Below are 16,777 nucleotides of genomic sequence, written 5' to 3'. Positions count from 1 at the left end.
TCTACCCCCTCAAAATGCCACCGGCCGCTACAACGGCTTCCGGCGTATCCACGTCCAGATGTGCCGCATCGCCAATATCGACATCGATCACAGGCAATCCGGATGTCTCAATGATATGCCGCGCCCCGACATCGCCTTCAAGCCGCATCACGGCATCGCCGAGGGAGCGCGGAAGAATGACCGGGTTGCCACGCTTGCCGCAGGACACCGCGCGAACGATCGCCCGTCCGGACGCCGTGCGGAATGCGGAGATCAGGGCGTCGAGATCGGCAGCCGTCACGCCAGGCATATCCGCGAGCATTACAAGCACACCATCCGCATCGCGTGCCGGCGCCGCCGAAAATCCTGAAATGAGCGAGCTTGCCATGCCGGACGCGTAATCGGGGTTCTCGATGGCCGCCACACCCAATCCGGCGAGTGCAGCCTCGATCTCGCTCCCCCGGTGACCGGTCACGACGACGACGGATGCCGTATCGGCAGCAAGCGCGGTTTCGGCGGCGCGGCGTACCAGCGGCTTGCCGTCGAACTCCGCCAGCAGCTTGTGGGCACCACCCTCTCCCATCCGGCTGGCTTTGCCGGCCGCCAGGATGACCGCAGCAACTGTCACCGGCCGGTGACGCTCCTCGGCACTGTCCCGCGGCCGCGGCCGTGTCTCGATCTCCATCAGCAACCCTCCGACACCCATGCCCGTCAGATCATGGGCATCGGGTTTCTCTCCAGCCAGGATGCGATCCAGCACCCAGTCGAAACCGTTCTCCTTCGGACTGCGGGCGCAGCCCGGCGCACCGACGACATAGGTCTCGCCGATCCGCCCGAGCACCATCAGATTGCCGGGATCCACCGGCATGCCGACGCTCAGGATCTCTCCGCCGGCCTGCCGGATCGCCGCCGGGATTACATCATCTTCGTCGATCACGGCCGATGCCCCAAAGACGATCACGAGCTTCGGAAAGCGATCGGCAGCCACCATTGCCTCACCAATGGCGACAGCGACGGCGTCGCGCCCGTGAGCCACGCGCTGCTCGCGTGCCAACCAGTTGCCGGATGCTGCCAGCCGCCGCTCCAGAATGCGCGCCGTCTTGTCCATGACCACGGGTTTCAGCGACGGCAACTCGGTAGCGACAAGCGATACTGCATATTCGGCGAAAGGCTTGACCTCGAAGGCCACCGCAGCTCGCAAGGCATCGCACGCGGCCTCGACCTTGTGGCCTGACACCGCAAGCGGAATGATCTTGAAAGTCGCCACCATATCGCCCGTCCGCACGCGCGCATGATCTCCAAGACAGGCTAGCGTGATTGCCGGATCGATGCGATTGACGCGGTCGACGATGGCGCGGTCCGCGACAAACAGCCCATCTGCCGCCGCATAGACATTCACCCGCCCCGTGGCTGCCTCCGAAAAGCGCAGATGATCTGGCGCAATTGCCGCAGCAAGTTGCCGCGCCGCTTCGTCTTCGCTGAGATCCCCGTCCTCGATGCGCGCTGCGGTGACGCTGGTAATACCGGCGCGCCGAAGCGTTTCGATATCCTCCGGCAAAACGCGGTGGCCTTTGTGCAAGGTCCGGCCGGGCAGTTTCACCGCATGGGCCAGCATCAGTCCTTCCGCACCGGTGACCGGAAACTCGCCAAATTTCATCCCATGCCACCCTTCGGAGACAGGAGATTGCGCGAGCGCAGCGCCTCGATGATCTGCGCAAGGATGGCGACGGCGATCTCTGCCGGACTGGCTGCGCCGATATTGAGCCCGATCGGCCCGTTGATGCGCGCCAGCGCCTCATCCGGGAAACCCTCGGCCCTCAGCCGCTCGAGACGCGACGCATGGGTCTTCCGGCTTCCCAGGGCGCCGACATAGAAACAGCCGCGGCGCAGCGCCTCGGCAATCGGAAAATCGTCTATCTTCGGATCGTGCGTCACCGCGACCAGCGCCGTATAGGCATCGATAGGCTTGTCCTTCAGGACATCGACCGGCCAGTCGGCCGTCAAGTCGATCCCCGCAAAACGCTCCGGCGTCGCGAAAGCCGTCCGCGGATCGATGATCCTGACGTCGAAGCCTGCCAGCGCTGCCATTTGCGCCAGGACCTGGCTGATATGGACCGCGCCGATGATGACGATATCAGGCGGCGGCAGATGGACGTTAAGGAAATAGCGCCCGCCATCGGCCTCCACCATACTCGAGCGCCCCGAGCGAAAGGCCGCCGCTATGGCTTCGCCAAGCGCGCCGGAGAGCCGGTCACCTTCGGCAACGACGCTCGCCCGGCCACCACCGAGATCGGTGACCAGTGCGGCAGCGATCCGTGCCTGCCTCAAGGCATTCAGCCGCTCGAGCGCCGCCAGCTCCATTAGCCGAGCCTTTCCACATAGACGCGAATCCGCCCGCCGCAGGAAAGCCCGACGCGCCAGGCCGTCTCGTCGGCGACACCGAATTCCAGCATCTTCGCTTCGCCGCTGCCGATAACATCGAGCGCTTCGGTGATGACGGCGCCTTCGACGCAGCCGCCGGAAACGGAGCCTTCGAAATTGCCATCGGCATCGATCACCAGATGGCTGCCCGCAGGCCGCGGCGCAGAACCCCAAGTCTCGATGACCGTGGCGATCGCCACATCGCGGCCGCTTCTCCTCCAGGCTTCCGCCGTCATCAGCGGATCGAGACCAACAGACGTCTCGCTCATGCAGAGCCTCTCATTCTCTCCAGATACCGCCGCGGCTGGTACGCCTCGGCGCGGCCGTACCCGAGTGCCGCAGCAAGATCACTCAAGGAGGATAGATTGTGGACCGGCCGGAATTCGTCAACATGCGGCAGCATGGCGCGAACGCCGCGCGCCCGCGGCTCGAAACCATCGAAGCGCAGCAGCGGATTGAGCCAGATCAGCCTCCGGCAGGAGCGGTGCAGCCGGTCCATCTCGGCCGAAAGCTGCTCGACGCCCTCGCGCTCCAGCCCGTCCGTGATCAGCAGCACCACGGCGCCCTGCCCCAGCACGCGCCGTCCCCAGAGGCGATTGAACTCGTGCAGCGTCTCGCCTATCCGCGTTCCGCCCGACCAGTCGTTGACCGCAGCCGCACATTCGTCCAGCGCCTGATCCGGATCCTTGCTGCGCATCTGCCGTGTGACGTTGGTCAGCCGCGTCCCGAACAGGAAGGTGCTGACGCGCCGCCGCCGTTCGGTCAGCACATGCAGGAAGTGCAGGAAGATCCGCGTATACTGGCTCATCGAGCCGGAAATATCGGCGAGCACCACCAAGGGCGGCTGAATCTCCTTGCGCTCGCGGTAGCGCGGCAGGATCAGCGATCCGCCGGTACGAAGGGCGGCGCGCATCGTTGCGCGGGGATCAACCGTCGCGTGGCGATGCGATGGCTTGAATCTCCGGGTGGTGACACGGTCGAGCGGCAGCTGCAGGCGTGCCAGCTCCTTCTTGGCGAGCGCCATCTCCGCTGCCGACATCTGCGCGAAATCCATGCGCCGGATGATCTCGTTGCCCGACATCGTGAAGCGCGCATCGATCTCGATATCGGGCTCTTCGCGCGGCGGCTTGTCGGCGCGCCGGTCGCCGAGCAGCGCATCGCTTGCCCGGGTCTCTCCCGGTCTCTGCTTTTCCTTCTCCCGCGTATCCGGCGCCCGTGGCGACATCATCGCGATCATCTTCTCGACGAGATTGCGCGATCGCCAGAAAAGCCGGAACGCTTCGTCGAAGACAGCTGCATCCTCATGCCGCTTGACGAAGACCGCCGAGAGCGCCGCATGGAACTCGTCGCGCGATCCCATGCCGATCGTTTCCACCGCCTCGATGGCGTCAGCGATCGCGGCCGGGCCAACTTTCAGTCCGGCCTTGCGCAGCGTCCGGCCGAAGAAAACGATATTGTCAGCAAACCGGCCGTCACCCAACGGAAGCGGCGGAACGACGATACCATCCTCTGCCTTCTCGCCCTGCATCGCCTATCCCGCAACCCGCAATTCGTCCTGGACATCCTTCAGCACCCGTGCGCCCTCGCCGCCCTGAATGCGCGCGATGTCGTCCTGATATTTCAGGAGCGTGCCGATCGTGTCGGAAATCGTTTCCGGATCGAGCGCCAGCCGATCGAGCTCCGTCAGCGCCGTCGCCCAGTCGATCGTCTCGGCAACGCCTGGGTTCTTGAAGAGGTCGAGTGTCCTCAGCCGCTGCACATAGGCAACGATCTGGCGCGACAGCGTCTCGTTGCAGTAAGGCACTTTCCGGCGGATAATCTCAAGCTCCTGCTGCGCCTCGGGATAATCGACCCAGTGGTAGAGGCAGCGCCGCTTCAGGGCATCGTGCACCTCACGCGTCCGGTTCGTGGTGATGATGACGATGGGTGGTTCGTCTGCCCTGATCGTCCCGAGCTCGGGAATAGTCACCTGAAAATCGGACAGGACCTCCAGCAGGAAGGCCTCGAAGGCCTCGTCGGTACGGTCGAGCTCGTCGATCAGGAAAACCGGCGCACGCCCGTCTGTGGAGGAAAGCGCCTGCAGCACCGGGCGGCGGATCAGATAGCGCTCGGAAAAGATATCGGATTCGATCCGCGCGCGGTCGGTCAGGCCAGAGGCTTCCGACAGCCGGATCTCCAGCATCTGTGCCGGGTAGTTCCACTCGTAGACGGCAGAGGCGACGTCCAGCCCCTCATAGCACTGCAGCCGGATTAGCGGACGCCCGAGCGCCTTGGACAGAACCTTGGCGATCTCAGTCTTGCCGACGCCCGCCTCGCCCTCGAGAAACAAGGGCCGCTTCATTTTCAATGCCAGGAAAAGCACGGTGCCGAGCGCCCGGCCCGCAAGATAATCCTGCCCGCCGAGCAGCGCGATCGTATCATCGATCGACTGCGGCAGAAGCGGCGCGCTCTGATCAGCCATGTCTCCTCCCTTTTGGAGAAGTTATAGCGTGTGATAGTCGCGGTTCATATAGAGGAGAGCCGGTTTTGTTTCGTCGAAACGCACGCCGACCACCTCGCCGAAGATGACGTGATGCGTTGACATCTCCTTGATTTCCATGACCCGGCAATCGAAGGAGGCGAGTGAATCCGAAAGCACCGGCGCACCCGTCACCAGCTTCTCGAACCTGCCCGTCGAGAACCTGTCCTCGTTGTCGAGCTTCATGCGTCCGGAGAAGGCATCGGCCAGCCCCTGATGATGGGCGCCCAGCGTGTTCAGCGCAAAGATGCCGCTGCGGAAGAAGATTTCATTCTTGGGGTTGCTGTTGTTGAGGCAGACGAGCACGCAGGCCGGACTGTCGGAGACGGAGCATGCGGCAGTGATCGTCACGCCGCGCTTCTGATCGCCGAGCGCCGTCGTCACCAGCTGGACATGCCCACCAAAGCGGCTCATGGCATCGCGATACAGCGCTGGATCGATCGGTTGCCTGCTCAACACAGAAGGTCTCCTGCGGCCTCGCCGCTTGTTGTTATGTCACTAATATGGCCGCCATCGGTTACATTTTCTACAATGAACGCGACGAAATGCTGCCTATTACGCTGTTTTTCTTTGACGATTAGTATTCGCCGGATAAAAGGGCATGGACAAAGGTCAGGAGCCGGCGACTTTTATGAATATTCTGCGTGGCATAGCTGCTGTTTCGATGCTGCTGATGGCGGCGCCGGCAGGCCATGCAGCCGGCATCATCATCGGCGTCGTTGCCCCCCAGGGCGGCAATCTCCAGCAGCTCGGAACCCAGATCTTCGCCGGTGCTAATTTTCAGGTCACCAAGGATGGCAACACCTTCGTCGCGGTCAACGAACCCTGCGAGGACAACAGCGGCGGCACGATTGCCGACGCGCTGATCGCCGCCAAGGTCCAGGTCGCCATAGGCTTTCTCTGCAGCGAGACGCTGGAAGGTGCCCTGCCGAAGCTGAAGGATGCCAATATCCCCGCAATCACCGTGTCCGTCCGCTCGCGCATCCTGATGGAAGATTCTCTGAAGAACGGCTGGCCGCTCTTCCGTCTTGGCCCGCCTGATGGTGCTGAAGCCGCTCGCATCATCGAGGTTATCCTGCGCGACTGGGCGGCCGCGCCGATCGCCCTCATCGAGGACGGCACGATCCACGGCCGCGAACTGACCGAGGCCGTCAGGAACGCTCTTGAGCAGAACGGCCTGAAGGCGGCCTTCACCGACACCTACCGGCCGGGCCAGGAACAGCAGATCGCGCTTGTCCGCCGGCTGAAACGCGCAGGCGCCGCCAAAGTCTTCATCGGCGGCGACCGCTCGGACGTGGCGATCATCGCCCGCGATGCGGCGGCCGAAAAAATCCCGCTCGATATTCTGGGCGGCGACGCAATGCGGGCCGCCAATCAACCGCTAGCATTGGCGGACGGCGTGCACGCTGTCGCGATCCCCGAATATGCAAGCCAGCCGGATGGCAAGGCTGCCGCCCAGGCGATGCGCGAACAGGGCATCGAACCGGAAGGCTATGTGCTTCCCACAGCCGCAGCCGCAGCGATCGCGCAACAGGCGGTGTCCGCGGCAAACGGCAAGCCGCTCGCCGATGTGCTGACCGGCACGCGCTTTGAGACGCCGATCGGTCCTGTCACATTCGGAGCCAATCACGAACTGGCGGACAACCCCTACCGCCTGCAGGAATGGCGCAACGGCGCCTTCACGATCCTCGGCGCGGCTTCGGAGTGATGATGCTGCAGATCGGGCACTTCGATCAGTTGCCCGTCGCGTCGCACACTGCTAAATCCGCGGCGAGCATCTTAACGAGAGAGATCCCCATGACGCTGCCGATCCGCATCGCCCCCTCCGTCCTCGCCGCCGACTTCGCCAAGCTTGGCCAGGAAATCAGAGACGTGACCGCAGCCGGCGCCGATTGGATCCATCTCGACGTCATGGACGGCCACTTCGTTCCGAACATTTCCTTCGGCCCCGATGTCATCAAGTCCGTGCGCTCCTATACCGACGCCACCTTCGACTGCCATCTGATGATCGCGCCTGTCGATGCCTATCTCGAAGCCTTCGCCAAGGCCGGCTGCGACCGCATCACCGTCCATGCCGAATCCGGCCCGCATCTGCACCGCTCGCTGCAGACAGTGCGCAATCTCGGCAAGAAGGTCGGCGTGACGCTCAATCCGGCAACGCCGCTCTCCGTCATCGAAAACGTCATCGACGATATCGACTTGATCCTCATCATGTCCGTGAACCCCGGTTTCGGCGGCCAGAAATTCATTCCGGCGATGGCCGCAAAGATCGCCGCCGCCAAGTCCCTGATCGGTGACAGGCCGATCGAGCTGCAGGTCGATGGCGGCGTGACGCTGGAAACAGCACCCATTGTCGGCAAGGCTGGCGCCAATGTGCTCGTCGCCGGTTCGGCGATCTTCAAGGCGGGATCGCCCGAAGCCTATCGCAGCGAGATCGCCGCATTGCGGGCAGCAGCCGAAGCCGGCCGCGTATGACGGCACTCTCCGCGATCGCCCGCTGACCATGGAACGCCTGCGCGCCGCAAAGCCACCGCTGCTGGATGTCCTTGCGGGCGCCCTGCTCTGGGGCCTGATGATGACGGCCTCGGCGACCGCGGCGCTTTATCTGCGCAACCGCTTCGAAACCAGCCATCTTGCCGAACTCGCGCAGCTCTATTTCTTCGGCGGCCTGTTCGCCTGGCCGTTCATGCTGCCGCTGGCCCGCTTCTTCRCTTGGCAGCGCCCGATCGAGACCCGTTTCGCCGCCTTTTTCGCCTGCCTGACGATTGGCACGATCCTGATGACGGCGTTTCTGTTTTCAATGGATTACCGCATCTTCTATTCGCGCTGGCATGCGCCCTTCGGCAGCGTCATCTGGATTTTCGAGTTCATCTTCACCGGCGCCAATGCCGTCTACCAGTTCTCGGTACTCGGTGTCCGGCTGTTCCTGCCCTTCGGCCTGATCTGCCTGCTCGCCACCAGTTTCGCGCTGGCGAAACGCATGCGTTGAGATTGCCGCCCGTCTTTGCTACAGGGGCGCCAGCAAGTTTTGTCTACCAACGAAAGCAGTGAGCCATGATCCCGCGTTACTCCCGCCCAGAGATGGTCGCCATCTGGTCGCCCGAAACCAAGTTCCGCATCTGGTTCGAGATCGAAGCCTTCGCCTGCGATGCGCTCGCCGAACTCGGTGTCATCCCCAAGGACGCGGCAAAGACCATCTGGGAAAAGGGCAACGCGGCGGTGTTCGATGTTGCGCGCATCGACGAGATCGAAGCTGTCACCAAGCACGACGTCATTGCCTTCCTGACCCATCTGGCGGAGTTCGTCGGCCCTGACAGCCGTTTCGTGCATCAGGGCATGACGTCGTCCGACGTGCTGGACACCACTTTCAACGTCCAGCTCGTCCGTGCTGCCGACATCCTGTTGGCCGGTGTCGATCGCGTGCTCGCCGCCCTGAAAACCCGCGCTTTTGAGCACAAGGACACCGTCCGCATCGGCCGCAGCCACGGCATTCATGCCGAGCCGACGACCATGGGCCTGACGCTTGCCCGCTTCTATGCCGAGATGGACCGCAACCGCGCCCGCCTCGTCGCCGCCCGTGCCGAAATCGCCACCGGCGCAATCTCGGGTGCCGTCGGCACCTTCGCCAATATCGACCCGCGCGTCGAAGAGCATGTCTGCGCTAAGCTCGGCCTGACGCCGGAGCCTGTCTCGACGCAGGTCATCCCGCGCGACCGCCACGCGATGTTCTTCGCCACGCTCGGCGTCATCGCTTCGTCGATCGAAAACATCGCCATCGAATTCCGCCACATGCAGCGCACCGAAGTTCTGGAAGCCGAAGAGTTTTTCTCGCCCGGCCAGAAGGGCTCGTCGGCCATGCCGCACAAGCGCAACCCGGTCCTGACCGAAAACCTGACAGGCCTCTCGCGTCTCGTACGCATGTCGGTCGTTCCGGCGATGGAAAACGTGGCCCTCTGGCATGAGCGCGATATCAGCCACTCGAGCGTCGAACGCGCCATCGGCCCGGATACGACGATCACCCTGGACTTTGCCCTCAACCGCCTTGCCGGCGTCGTCGAGAAGCTGGTGATCTATCCTGAGAATATGGAGAAGAACCTCAACAAGTTCCGCGGACTTGTTCACTCGCAGCGCGTTCTGCTTGCCCTCACGCAAGCCGGCGTCTCCCGCGAGGACGCTTACCGCCTGGTACAGCGCAACGCCATGAAGGTCTGGGAACAGGGCAAAGACTTCCTCGAAGAGCTGCTCGCCGACCAGGAGGTGCGCGCCGCGCTCTCCGAAGAGCAGATCCGCGAGAAGTTCGACCTTGGCTATCACACCAAGCATGTCGACACGATCTTCAAGCGCGTCTTCGGCTGATACCGTCCATCGGCATCGCAAACGGCGCCTCAGGGCGCCGTTTTTGTCTTCTGCTTGCGGCTCTTGGCGGCTGCCGGCTTGCGCCCGGCCGCCTTTGCAGACGCTGATCTCTTGACGGCAACACTGGCCTTCTTGGCAACAGTAGCGGCCTGCTGCCGCTTCGGGCCCTTGCCGCTCCTGTCTTCATCGGCAAGCTTAACTTCCCCACCATCCTCCTGCGCGTCGCGCCGGCCCTTGGCGGCCTTGGCAACCAGCCGGTCGAGATGCTTCAGATCGTCCTCGTCGAGGTTCTCGATCCCGATGAAGCGGTTCTCGGCATGGCTGGTCAGGATGATCTCGTCGAGCTTCGCCTGGATCGCCCGCGTATCGCGCGTCTGGGCGTTCTGCAGCACGAAAACCATCAGGAAGGTGACGATGGTGGTGCCGGTGTTGATCACCAGCTGCCAGGTCTCCGAATAATCGAAAACCGGGCCAAGCCCGGCCCAGACAAGAACGGAGATGACGGCAAGAACGAAGGTGACGGGCGCGCCCGCCAACTCGGAGATCTTCGTCGCGAAATGCGCAAAGAGTTTTTTGGCACCTTCCATGCGCTGCCTCCCTCAAAGATATCGCAAGACAACTCGGAGGAAGGCCGCAAAGTTCCGGTGGCGCCCGAACCGGCCAGATCAGGCCGGCGCAACGAGCTTTCTATAGAGATGCCAGCTCGCATGTCCGAGGATCGGCATCACGAGCGCCAGTCCGGCAAACAGCGGAATGCTGCCGATGACGAGCAGCACCGCAATGATGAGCCCCCAGAAGAACACCGGCACCGGATTGGCCGCCGTTGCCCGGATCGAAGCACCCATGGCAGCCACCAGACCGACATCGCGGTCGAGCAGCATAGGGAACGTCACGACCGTCGTCGCCAGCACGACGATGGCAAAGACGAGCCCGAGCGCGTTGCCCCAGAGCATCAGCTGCATGCCTTCGGGTGTTCCGAAGATCTGCGCCGAGAATGTCTCGACCGAGCGCGGGAAGACGTCGCCGAAAAGATTGCTGTAGAGCGTCTGTGCTGCAACCAGCCAGACGACGAAGAAGGCGAAGAGCAGCAGCCCGCCCGCAATGATCGAGGGCAGCGCCGGAGAATGGCGGACGTCGAGCGCATGGGTCCAGGACGTATCGAGCCCGGTTTCGCGGCGGCGGCTGATCTCATAAAGGCCGATCGCCGCGATCGGGCCGATCAGCGCGAAGCCCGAAATCAGCGGGAAGATCATCGGCAGCAGGTTGGCGCTCGATGTCGCGACGGCCAGAAACACACCGGCGACCGGATACATCAGGCACAGGAAGACATAGTGAGACGGCTTTTCGCGAAAATCGTCCAATCCGCGCTTCAGCGCGTCGAAGACGTCTGCAATGCTGATCTTGTTGATGGCGGGATGCGCATAGGCTTCGCCTGCTCCCGTCATGACATGGAATGCCGTCATGGCTTTCTCCTCCGTGAGCCGTACACCGGCGGCGGAAAAAGCATCGGCTTTGAGGCGGCCGACACGAAATCCGCAACCGGCAATCGCCAAACCATAACAAATTTTGCCGCCTTTGTCCCGCCTTCCCTTGACAGACGGGTCAAGCTTTCTCACATCGGCGGCATTATGAAAGTTTCAGACGCAGATATCCTCATCGTCCCCGGTTACACCAATTCCGGCCCCGATCACTGGCAGAGCCGCTGGGAAGCCAAGCTCAGCACGGCGCGCCGTGTCGAACAGGCGGAATGGTCGAAGCCAGTTCGCGACGATTGGGCTGCCCGGATCGCCGAGGAGGTCAACGCCTCCACGCGCCCGGTGGTGCTCGTCGCCCACTCGCTCGGCATCCCCTCGGTGATCCATGCGATCCCGCAGTTCAAGAACAAGGTGGCTGGCGCGTTTCTGGTCGCTCCCCCGGATGTCGCCAATCCGGATATCCGCCCGAAGCACCTGATGACATTCGGCCCCTATCCGCGCGATCCGCTGCCGTTCCCGACACTCACCGTCGCCAGCCGCAACGATCCGTTCGGTACCTACGAGCATGCCGACGATATCGCCGCCAGCTGGGGTTCGATGCTGATCGATGCTGGCGAGTCCGGACATATCAACACCGAGTCCGGTCACGGTCCATGGCCGGAGGGCACGATGGTCTTTGCGCAGTTTCTGTCAAAACTGAAGCCCTGACCACGCGGCACCCCTGAGTTTTAATAGATATTTCAGTGAACGCTACGATAATGCGCCGAGGCGAATGAATCGAGTGCGCGCATTTGAAGCGATCCAGACAAGACCATCCGGCAACCGTAGAGCTGAAGCCCGCCAAGCCGGCGGACAAGCGGCGGCTCGAAGTGCGCGATACGCCGGATCTGGCAGAACGCGAAAGCCGCTGGAACTACGCCCTGATCGGCTCGGGGCTCGGCGTCTGGGATCATAACCATCGCAACGGCACGAAATACTATTCCGAGACCTGGAAAGAAATCCGCGGCATGGGCCCGGATGAAGAAGCCAACGGCGACTATGAGGAGTGGCTGGCCCTCCTCCACCCCGATGACCGCGACTTCGTGATAAAGGCGATCGAGCGGCAGATTGCCGGCGACCCGGAATACCAGGTGTTCGAGTATCGCGAGCGGCACAAGGACGGGCATTGGGTCTGGATCGAATGCCGCGGCGCCTGCGTCGAGTGGGATGAGGACGGCAATCCTGCCCGCATCGTCGGCACCGACACCGATATCACCGCCCGCAAGCGCGCCGAGGAGATGCTGGAGCATCTCTCCCGCCGTCTCGATCTGGCGCTCGACATCACCCGAATCGGCGTCTTCGAAGCTGATCTCGAGGCCGGCACCGTCGAATGGGACGACCGGCTTCTGACCATGTACGGCCTCGAAGGCACGGCCCGCATGCAACCCGGCGAAGCCTGGGAACAGATGCTGCATCCCGATGACCGGACCGCGGCACTTGCCAAGCTGGACGAAAGCCTCGACAAGGACCAGGGCCTCTTGCACGAGTTCCGCATCATCAGGACCGACGGACTCGAGCGCGTCATTCGGGCCCGCTCCGCTTTCTTCGTCGATGCCGAAGGCAAGCGGAAGCTGATCGGCGCCAATTGGGACGTCACGGAAGAGGTCAAGCTCCGCAACGACCTGCAGAATGCCAAGAACCTCGCCGAAGCGCGCAACCAGGAACTTGAAGCCGCCAAGGAGAGCATCGAGCATCTCGCTCTCCACGACTATCTGACCGGCCTGCCGAACCGTCGCTATCTCGACCGCACGCTCGAAGAACGCGCCGAAGAATGCCGCAAGGGCGGGCTGACGCTTGCCGTGCTGCATATCGATCTCGACCGCTTCAAGCAGATCAACGACACGCTCGGCCATCGCGCCGGCGACGCAATGCTGAAACATGCCGCCAAGGTGCTGAAGGACTGCGTCCGCTCGACGGATTTCGTTGCCCGCATCGGCGGCGACGAGTTCGTCGTCCTCTGCGCCGTCGAAAGCGGCACCAAGAAGCTGTCGAACATGGCCGCCCGCATCATCCGCGAACTCTCCAAGCCGATCCGCTACGAAGGCCATGAATGCCGCTTCGGCGCCAGCATCGGCATAGCCGCCGACAGCGGCGCCGATCTGGACGCCAAGCAGCTTCTGCTGAACGCCGATATCGCCCTCTACCGCGCCAAGGGTGCGGGCCGGAACCGCCACGAATTCTTCTCCAAGGACGCGCGCCGCAGCATCATTGCCGCCAAACGCCTGGCCGACGAAATCCTGCAGGGCCTTGAGCGCCACGAATTCGTCCCCGTCTACCAGCTGCAGTTCCATGCCCGCACACTCGAAGTCGCCGGCGTCGAGACCTTGGCGCGGTGGCAGCATCCCGAACACGGACTGATGGCGCCTGACCGCTTCCTGAAGATCGCCGAGGATCTCGACGTCGTCTCGACGATCGACGGGCTCATTCTCGAACATGCCCTCGCCGACCGCGCCGTTTGGGCAAAGGACGGATTCCTTGCGCCGAAAATCTCGGTCAACGTCTCGTCCAGCCGTCTCAACGATCCGGCGCTCGGCAAGAAGCTACGCGCCCTCAAGGTTGCTCCAGGCACGCTCTCCTTCGAATTGCTGGAATCGATCTCGCTCGATGACTGCGACGACGCCGTGATCGCCAACCTCCGGCATTTCCGCAGGCTCGGCATCGATATCGAGATCGACGATTTCGGAACCGGTCACGCCTCGATCGTCAGCCTTCTGAAGCTCAGCCCGCGGACGCTGAAAATCGACCGCGAGCTGATCCGCATGCTGCCGCAATCGGCCGAGCAGCGCAAACTCGTGCGCTCGATCATCGATATCGGCCGTTCGCTGAATATCCTGGTGACGGCCGAAGGCGTCGAGACCATGGATCACGTCCGCATTCTCGCCGATCTCGGCTGTGACGTGCTGCAGGGCTACGCGCTTGCCCGGCCAATGCCCGCAACGCAAATTCCGGCCTATGTCCAGGCAGCAAGCTGGCGCCATCAGGAAGGCGGAGCGCGGGCGCTACAAAGCGGCCTCAGCCGCGAGATCAAGCGCAACGCCACCAAATAAGCCTGCATAACCGGCCGGTCCCACGGCTTTGATTTCCAACAGTCATCAAAATTCTGTAGGCTGATATCCGCAATATCTTCGATTCTCTCAGACCGCATCCCTATATCTTGGGAATCCGGGGAAGGAGTTACTGGCGCATTGTGAAAGTGACTCTTTTCCTTTATGGGGACGCCACGAGATCGATCCACTGCGCTATCCCAAGAGCGCCAAGACAGAGAAAAGCTTAAAATGAACCGTCGCCGCCGTATCTACGAGGGCAAGGCCAAGATTCTATATGAGGGACCGGAACCGGGTACGTTGATCCAGTTCTTCAAGGATGACGCCACCGCCTTCAACAAGAAGAAACACGAAGTTATCGACGGCAAGGGCGTTCTCAACAACCGCATTTGCGAGTTCATCTTCAACCATCTGAACAAGATCGGCATCCCGACGCATTTCATTCGCCGCCTCAACATGCGCGAGCAGTTGATCCGCGAAGTCGAGATGATCCCGCTCGAGATCGTCGTGCGCAACGTTGCGGCCGGTTCGCTGGCCAAGCGCCTCGGCATCGAGGAGGGCGTCGTCCTTCCACGCTCGATCATCGAATTCTATTACAAGTCCGATGCGCTCGATGACCCGATGGTTTCGGAAGAGCACATCACCGCGTTTGGCTGGGCCAACCCCGCTGAACTCGACGACATCATGGCGCTTGCCATCCGCGTCAACGACTTCATGACCGGCCTCTTCCTTGGCGTCGGCATCCAGCTCGTCGATTTCAAGATCGAGTGCGGCCGCCTCTTCGAAGGCGACATGATGCGCATCATCCTCGCCGACGAAATCTCGCCGGACAGCTGCCGTCTGTGGGACATTGAAACGCAGGAAAAGATGGACAAGGACCGCTTCCGCCGCGATATGGGCGGCTTGCTGGAAGCCTATTCCGAAGTCGCACGGCGCCTCGGCATCATCAATGAAAACGAGCCCGTGCGCGGCACCGGGCCTGTATTGGTCAAGTAAGTCAGGGAAGACAGGCAAGTGATCAAAGCTCGTGTAACCGTCACGCTCAAGAATGGCGTTCTCGACCCGCAGGGCAAGGCAATCGAAGGCGCTCTTGGCGGCCTTGGATTCGCTGGTATCGGCAATGTCCGCCAGGGCAAGGTGTTCGACCTGCAGCTCGAAGGTGCGGACAAGGCCAAGGCCGAATCCGACCTCAAGGCGATGTGCGAAAAACTCCTCGCCAACACCGTTATCGAGAATTATACTATTTCTCTCGACTGAAGGTTGCGGAGAATGCGCGATGGCTGATGTTACTCAGGAATTCATGTATGAGCTTCTGAAGAAGCTCAGCCAGCGCTTCGACAAAGTCGATCATGCCATTAGCGAACTTCGCACGGATAATATGACGTTGCGAAACCAGCTGCACGTAATTCAAGGTGACGTGAACAATCTGCGCGCCACCTTCGGCCACGTCGAGAACCGTCTCGATCGCATTGAAAATCGCCTAGAACTTCGAGAACTCGCAGAAGCACAAGCAAGGTTTGAACCGCACCCATGAAGTCCGCCGTCGTTCAGCTCCCTGGTCTCAATCGCGATCGTGACATGATCGCAGCGCTCACCAAGATCTCCGGTCACGCCCCGGTAACGGTGTGGCAGACGGAAACGCAGGTTCCGGATGTCGATCTGATCGTCATCCCGGGCGGCTTCTCCTACGGCGATTACCTGCGCTGCGGCGCCATTGCTGCCCGCATGCCGGTCATGCAGGCGATCATCGAGAAGGCCAAGCAGGGCACCAAGGTTCTGGGCGTCTGCAACGGCTTCCAGATCCTCGTCGAGGCAGGCCTCCTGCCCGGCGCGCTGATGCGCAACGCCTCGCTGAAATTCGTCTGCCGCGAAGTCAAGCTTGAGGTCGTCAACGCCGATACCGACTTCAGCCGCGCCTATGCCAAGGGCCAGATCATCCGCTCGCCGGTTGCGCATCACGACGGCAACTATTTCGCCGACGCTGAGACGCTGGCGAAGATCGAAGGCAACGGCCAGGTGGTCTTCCGCTACGCCGAGGGAACGAACCCGAACGGCTCGATCAACGATATCGCTGGCGTGGTGAACGAGAGCGGCAATGTTCTCGGCATGATGCCGCATCCGGAAAACCTGATCGAAGCAGCTCATGGCGGCTCCGACGGGCGCGGTCTCTTCGCTTCGGCGCTCGACGTAATCGCCGCTTAACCTTCGCCGGATATCAGGTGGATCTAAACCACCACGGGAGACCACCGATGCGCATTGCGACCACCTTCACGGCTGCCGCCGCTCTTGCTGTCATCGGAATGCTGACTGCGTCCTGCCAGTCCAAGGCGCCTCCCGTCAGCGCAAACCGAGACGCGCTCTCCACGATGGAACGCGTTGCCGTCGGCGCCAATAATTGCTGGTTCAAGTCGGGCGATGCATCCTTCGCGACCTACCGCCTGGCACCGGAACTCAATTCCTTTTCCGGCCGCCCGCGCATCCTGGTCGTACACAAGAACAGCCCGGCTGGGTTGCCGCATCTGGTAGTGCAGGCGGAAGGCAATCCCGCGAAGCTCCAGGCCTTCGGCCCGATGATGTCGCAGCCGGTCTCTGCCCGCATTGCCGCCGACGTCAATCGCTGGTCATCGGGCAGCAAAGCCTGCAGCTGATCAGTCCCAGAAGGTCGATTTTCCGACTTCTCGCGCAGCATCGGATTGCGATAGACCGATATCCTTGAGCTGATCGGCCGTGAGTTCGTGCAGGGCACGTCTTCCCTCGCGCTTCTCGTGCCAGACGAGAAATCCATTCCACATGCGCTGCAGCCAAGATTGACCGGTCGTCTCGACCCGGGGAACGATCACGTGCGGACCATCGATCGACACAATCGGCACAATATCACCATTGATCTGCTGTACTATCGACATCGCCGCTCTCCTGTCATCTTGCTTGGCGGTAATGTCTCATAA

General features: G+C 62.1%; 20 protein-coding genes. 11 read left to right on the top strand and 9 right to left on the bottom strand.

Features of this window, described 5'->3' with window-relative positions; translation table 11 throughout:
* Position 1 precedes the first annotated feature (1 nt).
* Genes AC1DIJ_RS17075 through AC1DIJ_RS17050 form a run of 6 tightly spaced genes read right to left on the bottom strand, consistent with a single transcriptional unit; the run spans position 2 to position 5,377 of the window.
* The gene (locus AC1DIJ_RS17075) at positions 2 to 1,636 is read right to left on the bottom strand and encodes an NTP transferase domain-containing protein (RefSeq protein ID WP_112387277.1); all 1,635 of its coding nucleotides are present in this window, start codon (positions 1,634 to 1,636) and stop codon (positions 2 to 4) included.
* Positions 1,633 to 2,340 (bottom strand): XdhC family protein, encoded by a 708-nt coding sequence (locus tag AC1DIJ_RS17070; protein WP_112387276.1) that lies wholly within the window; start codon positions 2,338 to 2,340, stop codon positions 1,633 to 1,635. Before AC1DIJ_RS17070 ends, AC1DIJ_RS17075 begins: the two co-directional genes overlap by 4 nt.
* The gene (locus AC1DIJ_RS17065) at positions 2,340 to 2,669 is read right to left on the bottom strand and encodes an XdhC family protein (RefSeq protein WP_112387275.1); all 330 of its coding nucleotides are present in this window, start codon (positions 2,667 to 2,669) and stop codon (positions 2,340 to 2,342) included. Before AC1DIJ_RS17065 ends, AC1DIJ_RS17070 begins: the two co-directional genes overlap by 1 nt.
* On the bottom strand, positions 2,666 to 3,928 hold the full coding sequence (locus AC1DIJ_RS17060) for a vWA domain-containing protein (RefSeq protein WP_112387274.1): 1,263 nt from the start codon (positions 3,926 to 3,928) through the stop codon (positions 2,666 to 2,668). Before AC1DIJ_RS17060 ends, AC1DIJ_RS17065 begins: the two co-directional genes overlap by 4 nt.
* Positions 3,929 to 3,931: 3 nt before the next feature.
* Entirely contained in the window at positions 3,932 to 4,861 is a 930-nt protein-coding gene (locus AC1DIJ_RS17055; protein WP_112387273.1) for an AAA family ATPase, read from the bottom strand.
* Between the two features lie 21 nt (positions 4,862 to 4,882).
* A complete protein-coding gene (locus AC1DIJ_RS17050; protein ID WP_112387272.1) occupies positions 4,883 to 5,377 on the bottom strand; it encodes a flavin reductase in 495 nt (164 codons plus the stop codon).
* Between the two features lie 172 nt (positions 5,378 to 5,549).
* Here AC1DIJ_RS17050 and AC1DIJ_RS17045 point away from each other — a divergent pair, with 172 nt between their 5' ends.
* From AC1DIJ_RS17045 to purB, 4 genes are all read left to right on the top strand, one after another.
* The gene (locus AC1DIJ_RS17045) at positions 5,550 to 6,626 is read left to right on the top strand and encodes an ABC transporter substrate-binding protein (protein WP_112387485.1); all 1,077 of its coding nucleotides are present in this window, start codon (positions 5,550 to 5,552) and stop codon (positions 6,624 to 6,626) included.
* A gap of 89 nt (positions 6,627 to 6,715) precedes the next feature.
* Positions 6,716 to 7,393, top strand: coding sequence for a ribulose-phosphate 3-epimerase (gene rpe, locus AC1DIJ_RS17040; protein ID WP_112387271.1), 678 nt, complete (start codon positions 6,716 to 6,718; stop codon positions 7,391 to 7,393).
* A gap of 28 nt (positions 7,394 to 7,421) precedes the next feature.
* Complete coding sequence (locus AC1DIJ_RS17035; RefSeq protein ID WP_477831487.1) at positions 7,422 to 7,907, top strand: hypothetical protein; 486 nt, start codon at positions 7,422 to 7,424, stop codon at positions 7,905 to 7,907.
* A gap of 65 nt (positions 7,908 to 7,972) precedes the next feature.
* A complete protein-coding gene (gene purB, locus AC1DIJ_RS17030) occupies positions 7,973 to 9,274 on the top strand; it encodes an adenylosuccinate lyase (protein WP_112387269.1) in 1,302 nt (433 codons plus the stop codon).
* Positions 9,275 to 9,303: 29 nt separating this feature from the next.
* Here the strand turns inward: purB and AC1DIJ_RS17025 are convergent, their stop codons facing one another.
* Together AC1DIJ_RS17025 and AC1DIJ_RS17020 are read right to left on the bottom strand one after the other, a co-directional pair.
* Positions 9,304 to 9,861 (bottom strand): low affinity iron permease family protein, encoded by a 558-nt coding sequence (locus AC1DIJ_RS17025; protein ID WP_112387268.1) that lies wholly within the window; start codon positions 9,859 to 9,861, stop codon positions 9,304 to 9,306.
* Positions 9,862 to 9,939: 78 nt separating this feature from the next.
* Positions 9,940 to 10,737: a DUF2189 domain-containing protein gene (locus AC1DIJ_RS17020; RefSeq protein WP_112387267.1), complete on the bottom strand. Its 798-nt coding sequence runs from the start codon at positions 10,735 to 10,737 to the stop codon at positions 9,940 to 9,942.
* A gap of 165 nt (positions 10,738 to 10,902) precedes the next feature.
* Between AC1DIJ_RS17020 and AC1DIJ_RS17015 the strand changes: the two genes are divergently transcribed.
* From AC1DIJ_RS17015 to AC1DIJ_RS16985, 7 genes are all read left to right on the top strand, one after another.
* Entirely contained in the window at positions 10,903 to 11,457 is a 555-nt protein-coding gene (locus AC1DIJ_RS17015; protein ID WP_112387484.1) for an RBBP9/YdeN family alpha/beta hydrolase, read from the top strand.
* Positions 11,458 to 11,579: 122 nt separating this feature from the next.
* Positions 11,580 to 13,835: an EAL domain-containing protein gene (locus AC1DIJ_RS17010; RefSeq protein WP_112387483.1), complete on the top strand. Its 2,256-nt coding sequence runs from the start codon at positions 11,580 to 11,582 to the stop codon at positions 13,833 to 13,835.
* 228 nt (positions 13,836 to 14,063) lie between these two features.
* The gene (gene purC, locus AC1DIJ_RS17005; RefSeq protein WP_112387266.1) at positions 14,064 to 14,828 is read left to right on the top strand and encodes a phosphoribosylaminoimidazolesuccinocarboxamide synthase; all 765 of its coding nucleotides are present in this window, start codon (positions 14,064 to 14,066) and stop codon (positions 14,826 to 14,828) included.
* 18 nt (positions 14,829 to 14,846) lie between these two features.
* Positions 14,847 to 15,089, top strand: a complete 243-nt coding sequence (gene purS / locus AC1DIJ_RS17000) for a phosphoribosylformylglycinamidine synthase subunit PurS (protein ID WP_112387265.1) — start codon at positions 14,847 to 14,849, stop codon at positions 15,087 to 15,089.
* 19 nt (positions 15,090 to 15,108) lie between these two features.
* A complete protein-coding gene (locus tag AC1DIJ_RS16995; RefSeq protein ID WP_112387264.1) occupies positions 15,109 to 15,366 on the top strand; it encodes a hypothetical protein in 258 nt (85 codons plus the stop codon).
* Entirely contained in the window at positions 15,363 to 16,034 is a 672-nt protein-coding gene (gene purQ, locus AC1DIJ_RS16990; RefSeq protein WP_112387263.1) for a phosphoribosylformylglycinamidine synthase subunit PurQ, read from the top strand. The genes AC1DIJ_RS16995 and purQ overlap by 4 nt, the downstream gene beginning before the upstream one ends.
* A gap of 47 nt (positions 16,035 to 16,081) precedes the next feature.
* The gene (locus AC1DIJ_RS16985) at positions 16,082 to 16,480 is read left to right on the top strand and encodes a hypothetical protein (RefSeq protein WP_112387262.1); all 399 of its coding nucleotides are present in this window, start codon (positions 16,082 to 16,084) and stop codon (positions 16,478 to 16,480) included.
* Here AC1DIJ_RS16985 and AC1DIJ_RS16980 read toward each other — a convergent pair whose 3' ends face one another.
* Positions 16,481 to 16,735 carry a YjiS-like domain-containing protein gene (locus AC1DIJ_RS16980; protein ID WP_112387261.1) on the bottom strand — a complete coding sequence of 85 codons (255 nt, stop codon included), beginning with the start codon at positions 16,733 to 16,735 and terminating at the stop codon, positions 16,481 to 16,483.
* Positions 16,736 to 16,777: the final 42 nt, after the last annotated feature.

This window comes from Rhizobium sp. 10N427, from assembly GCF_056394605.1.
Note: the sequence above shows the minus strand (reverse complement) of the source record. Positions and strands in the feature narration are given on the sequence as shown.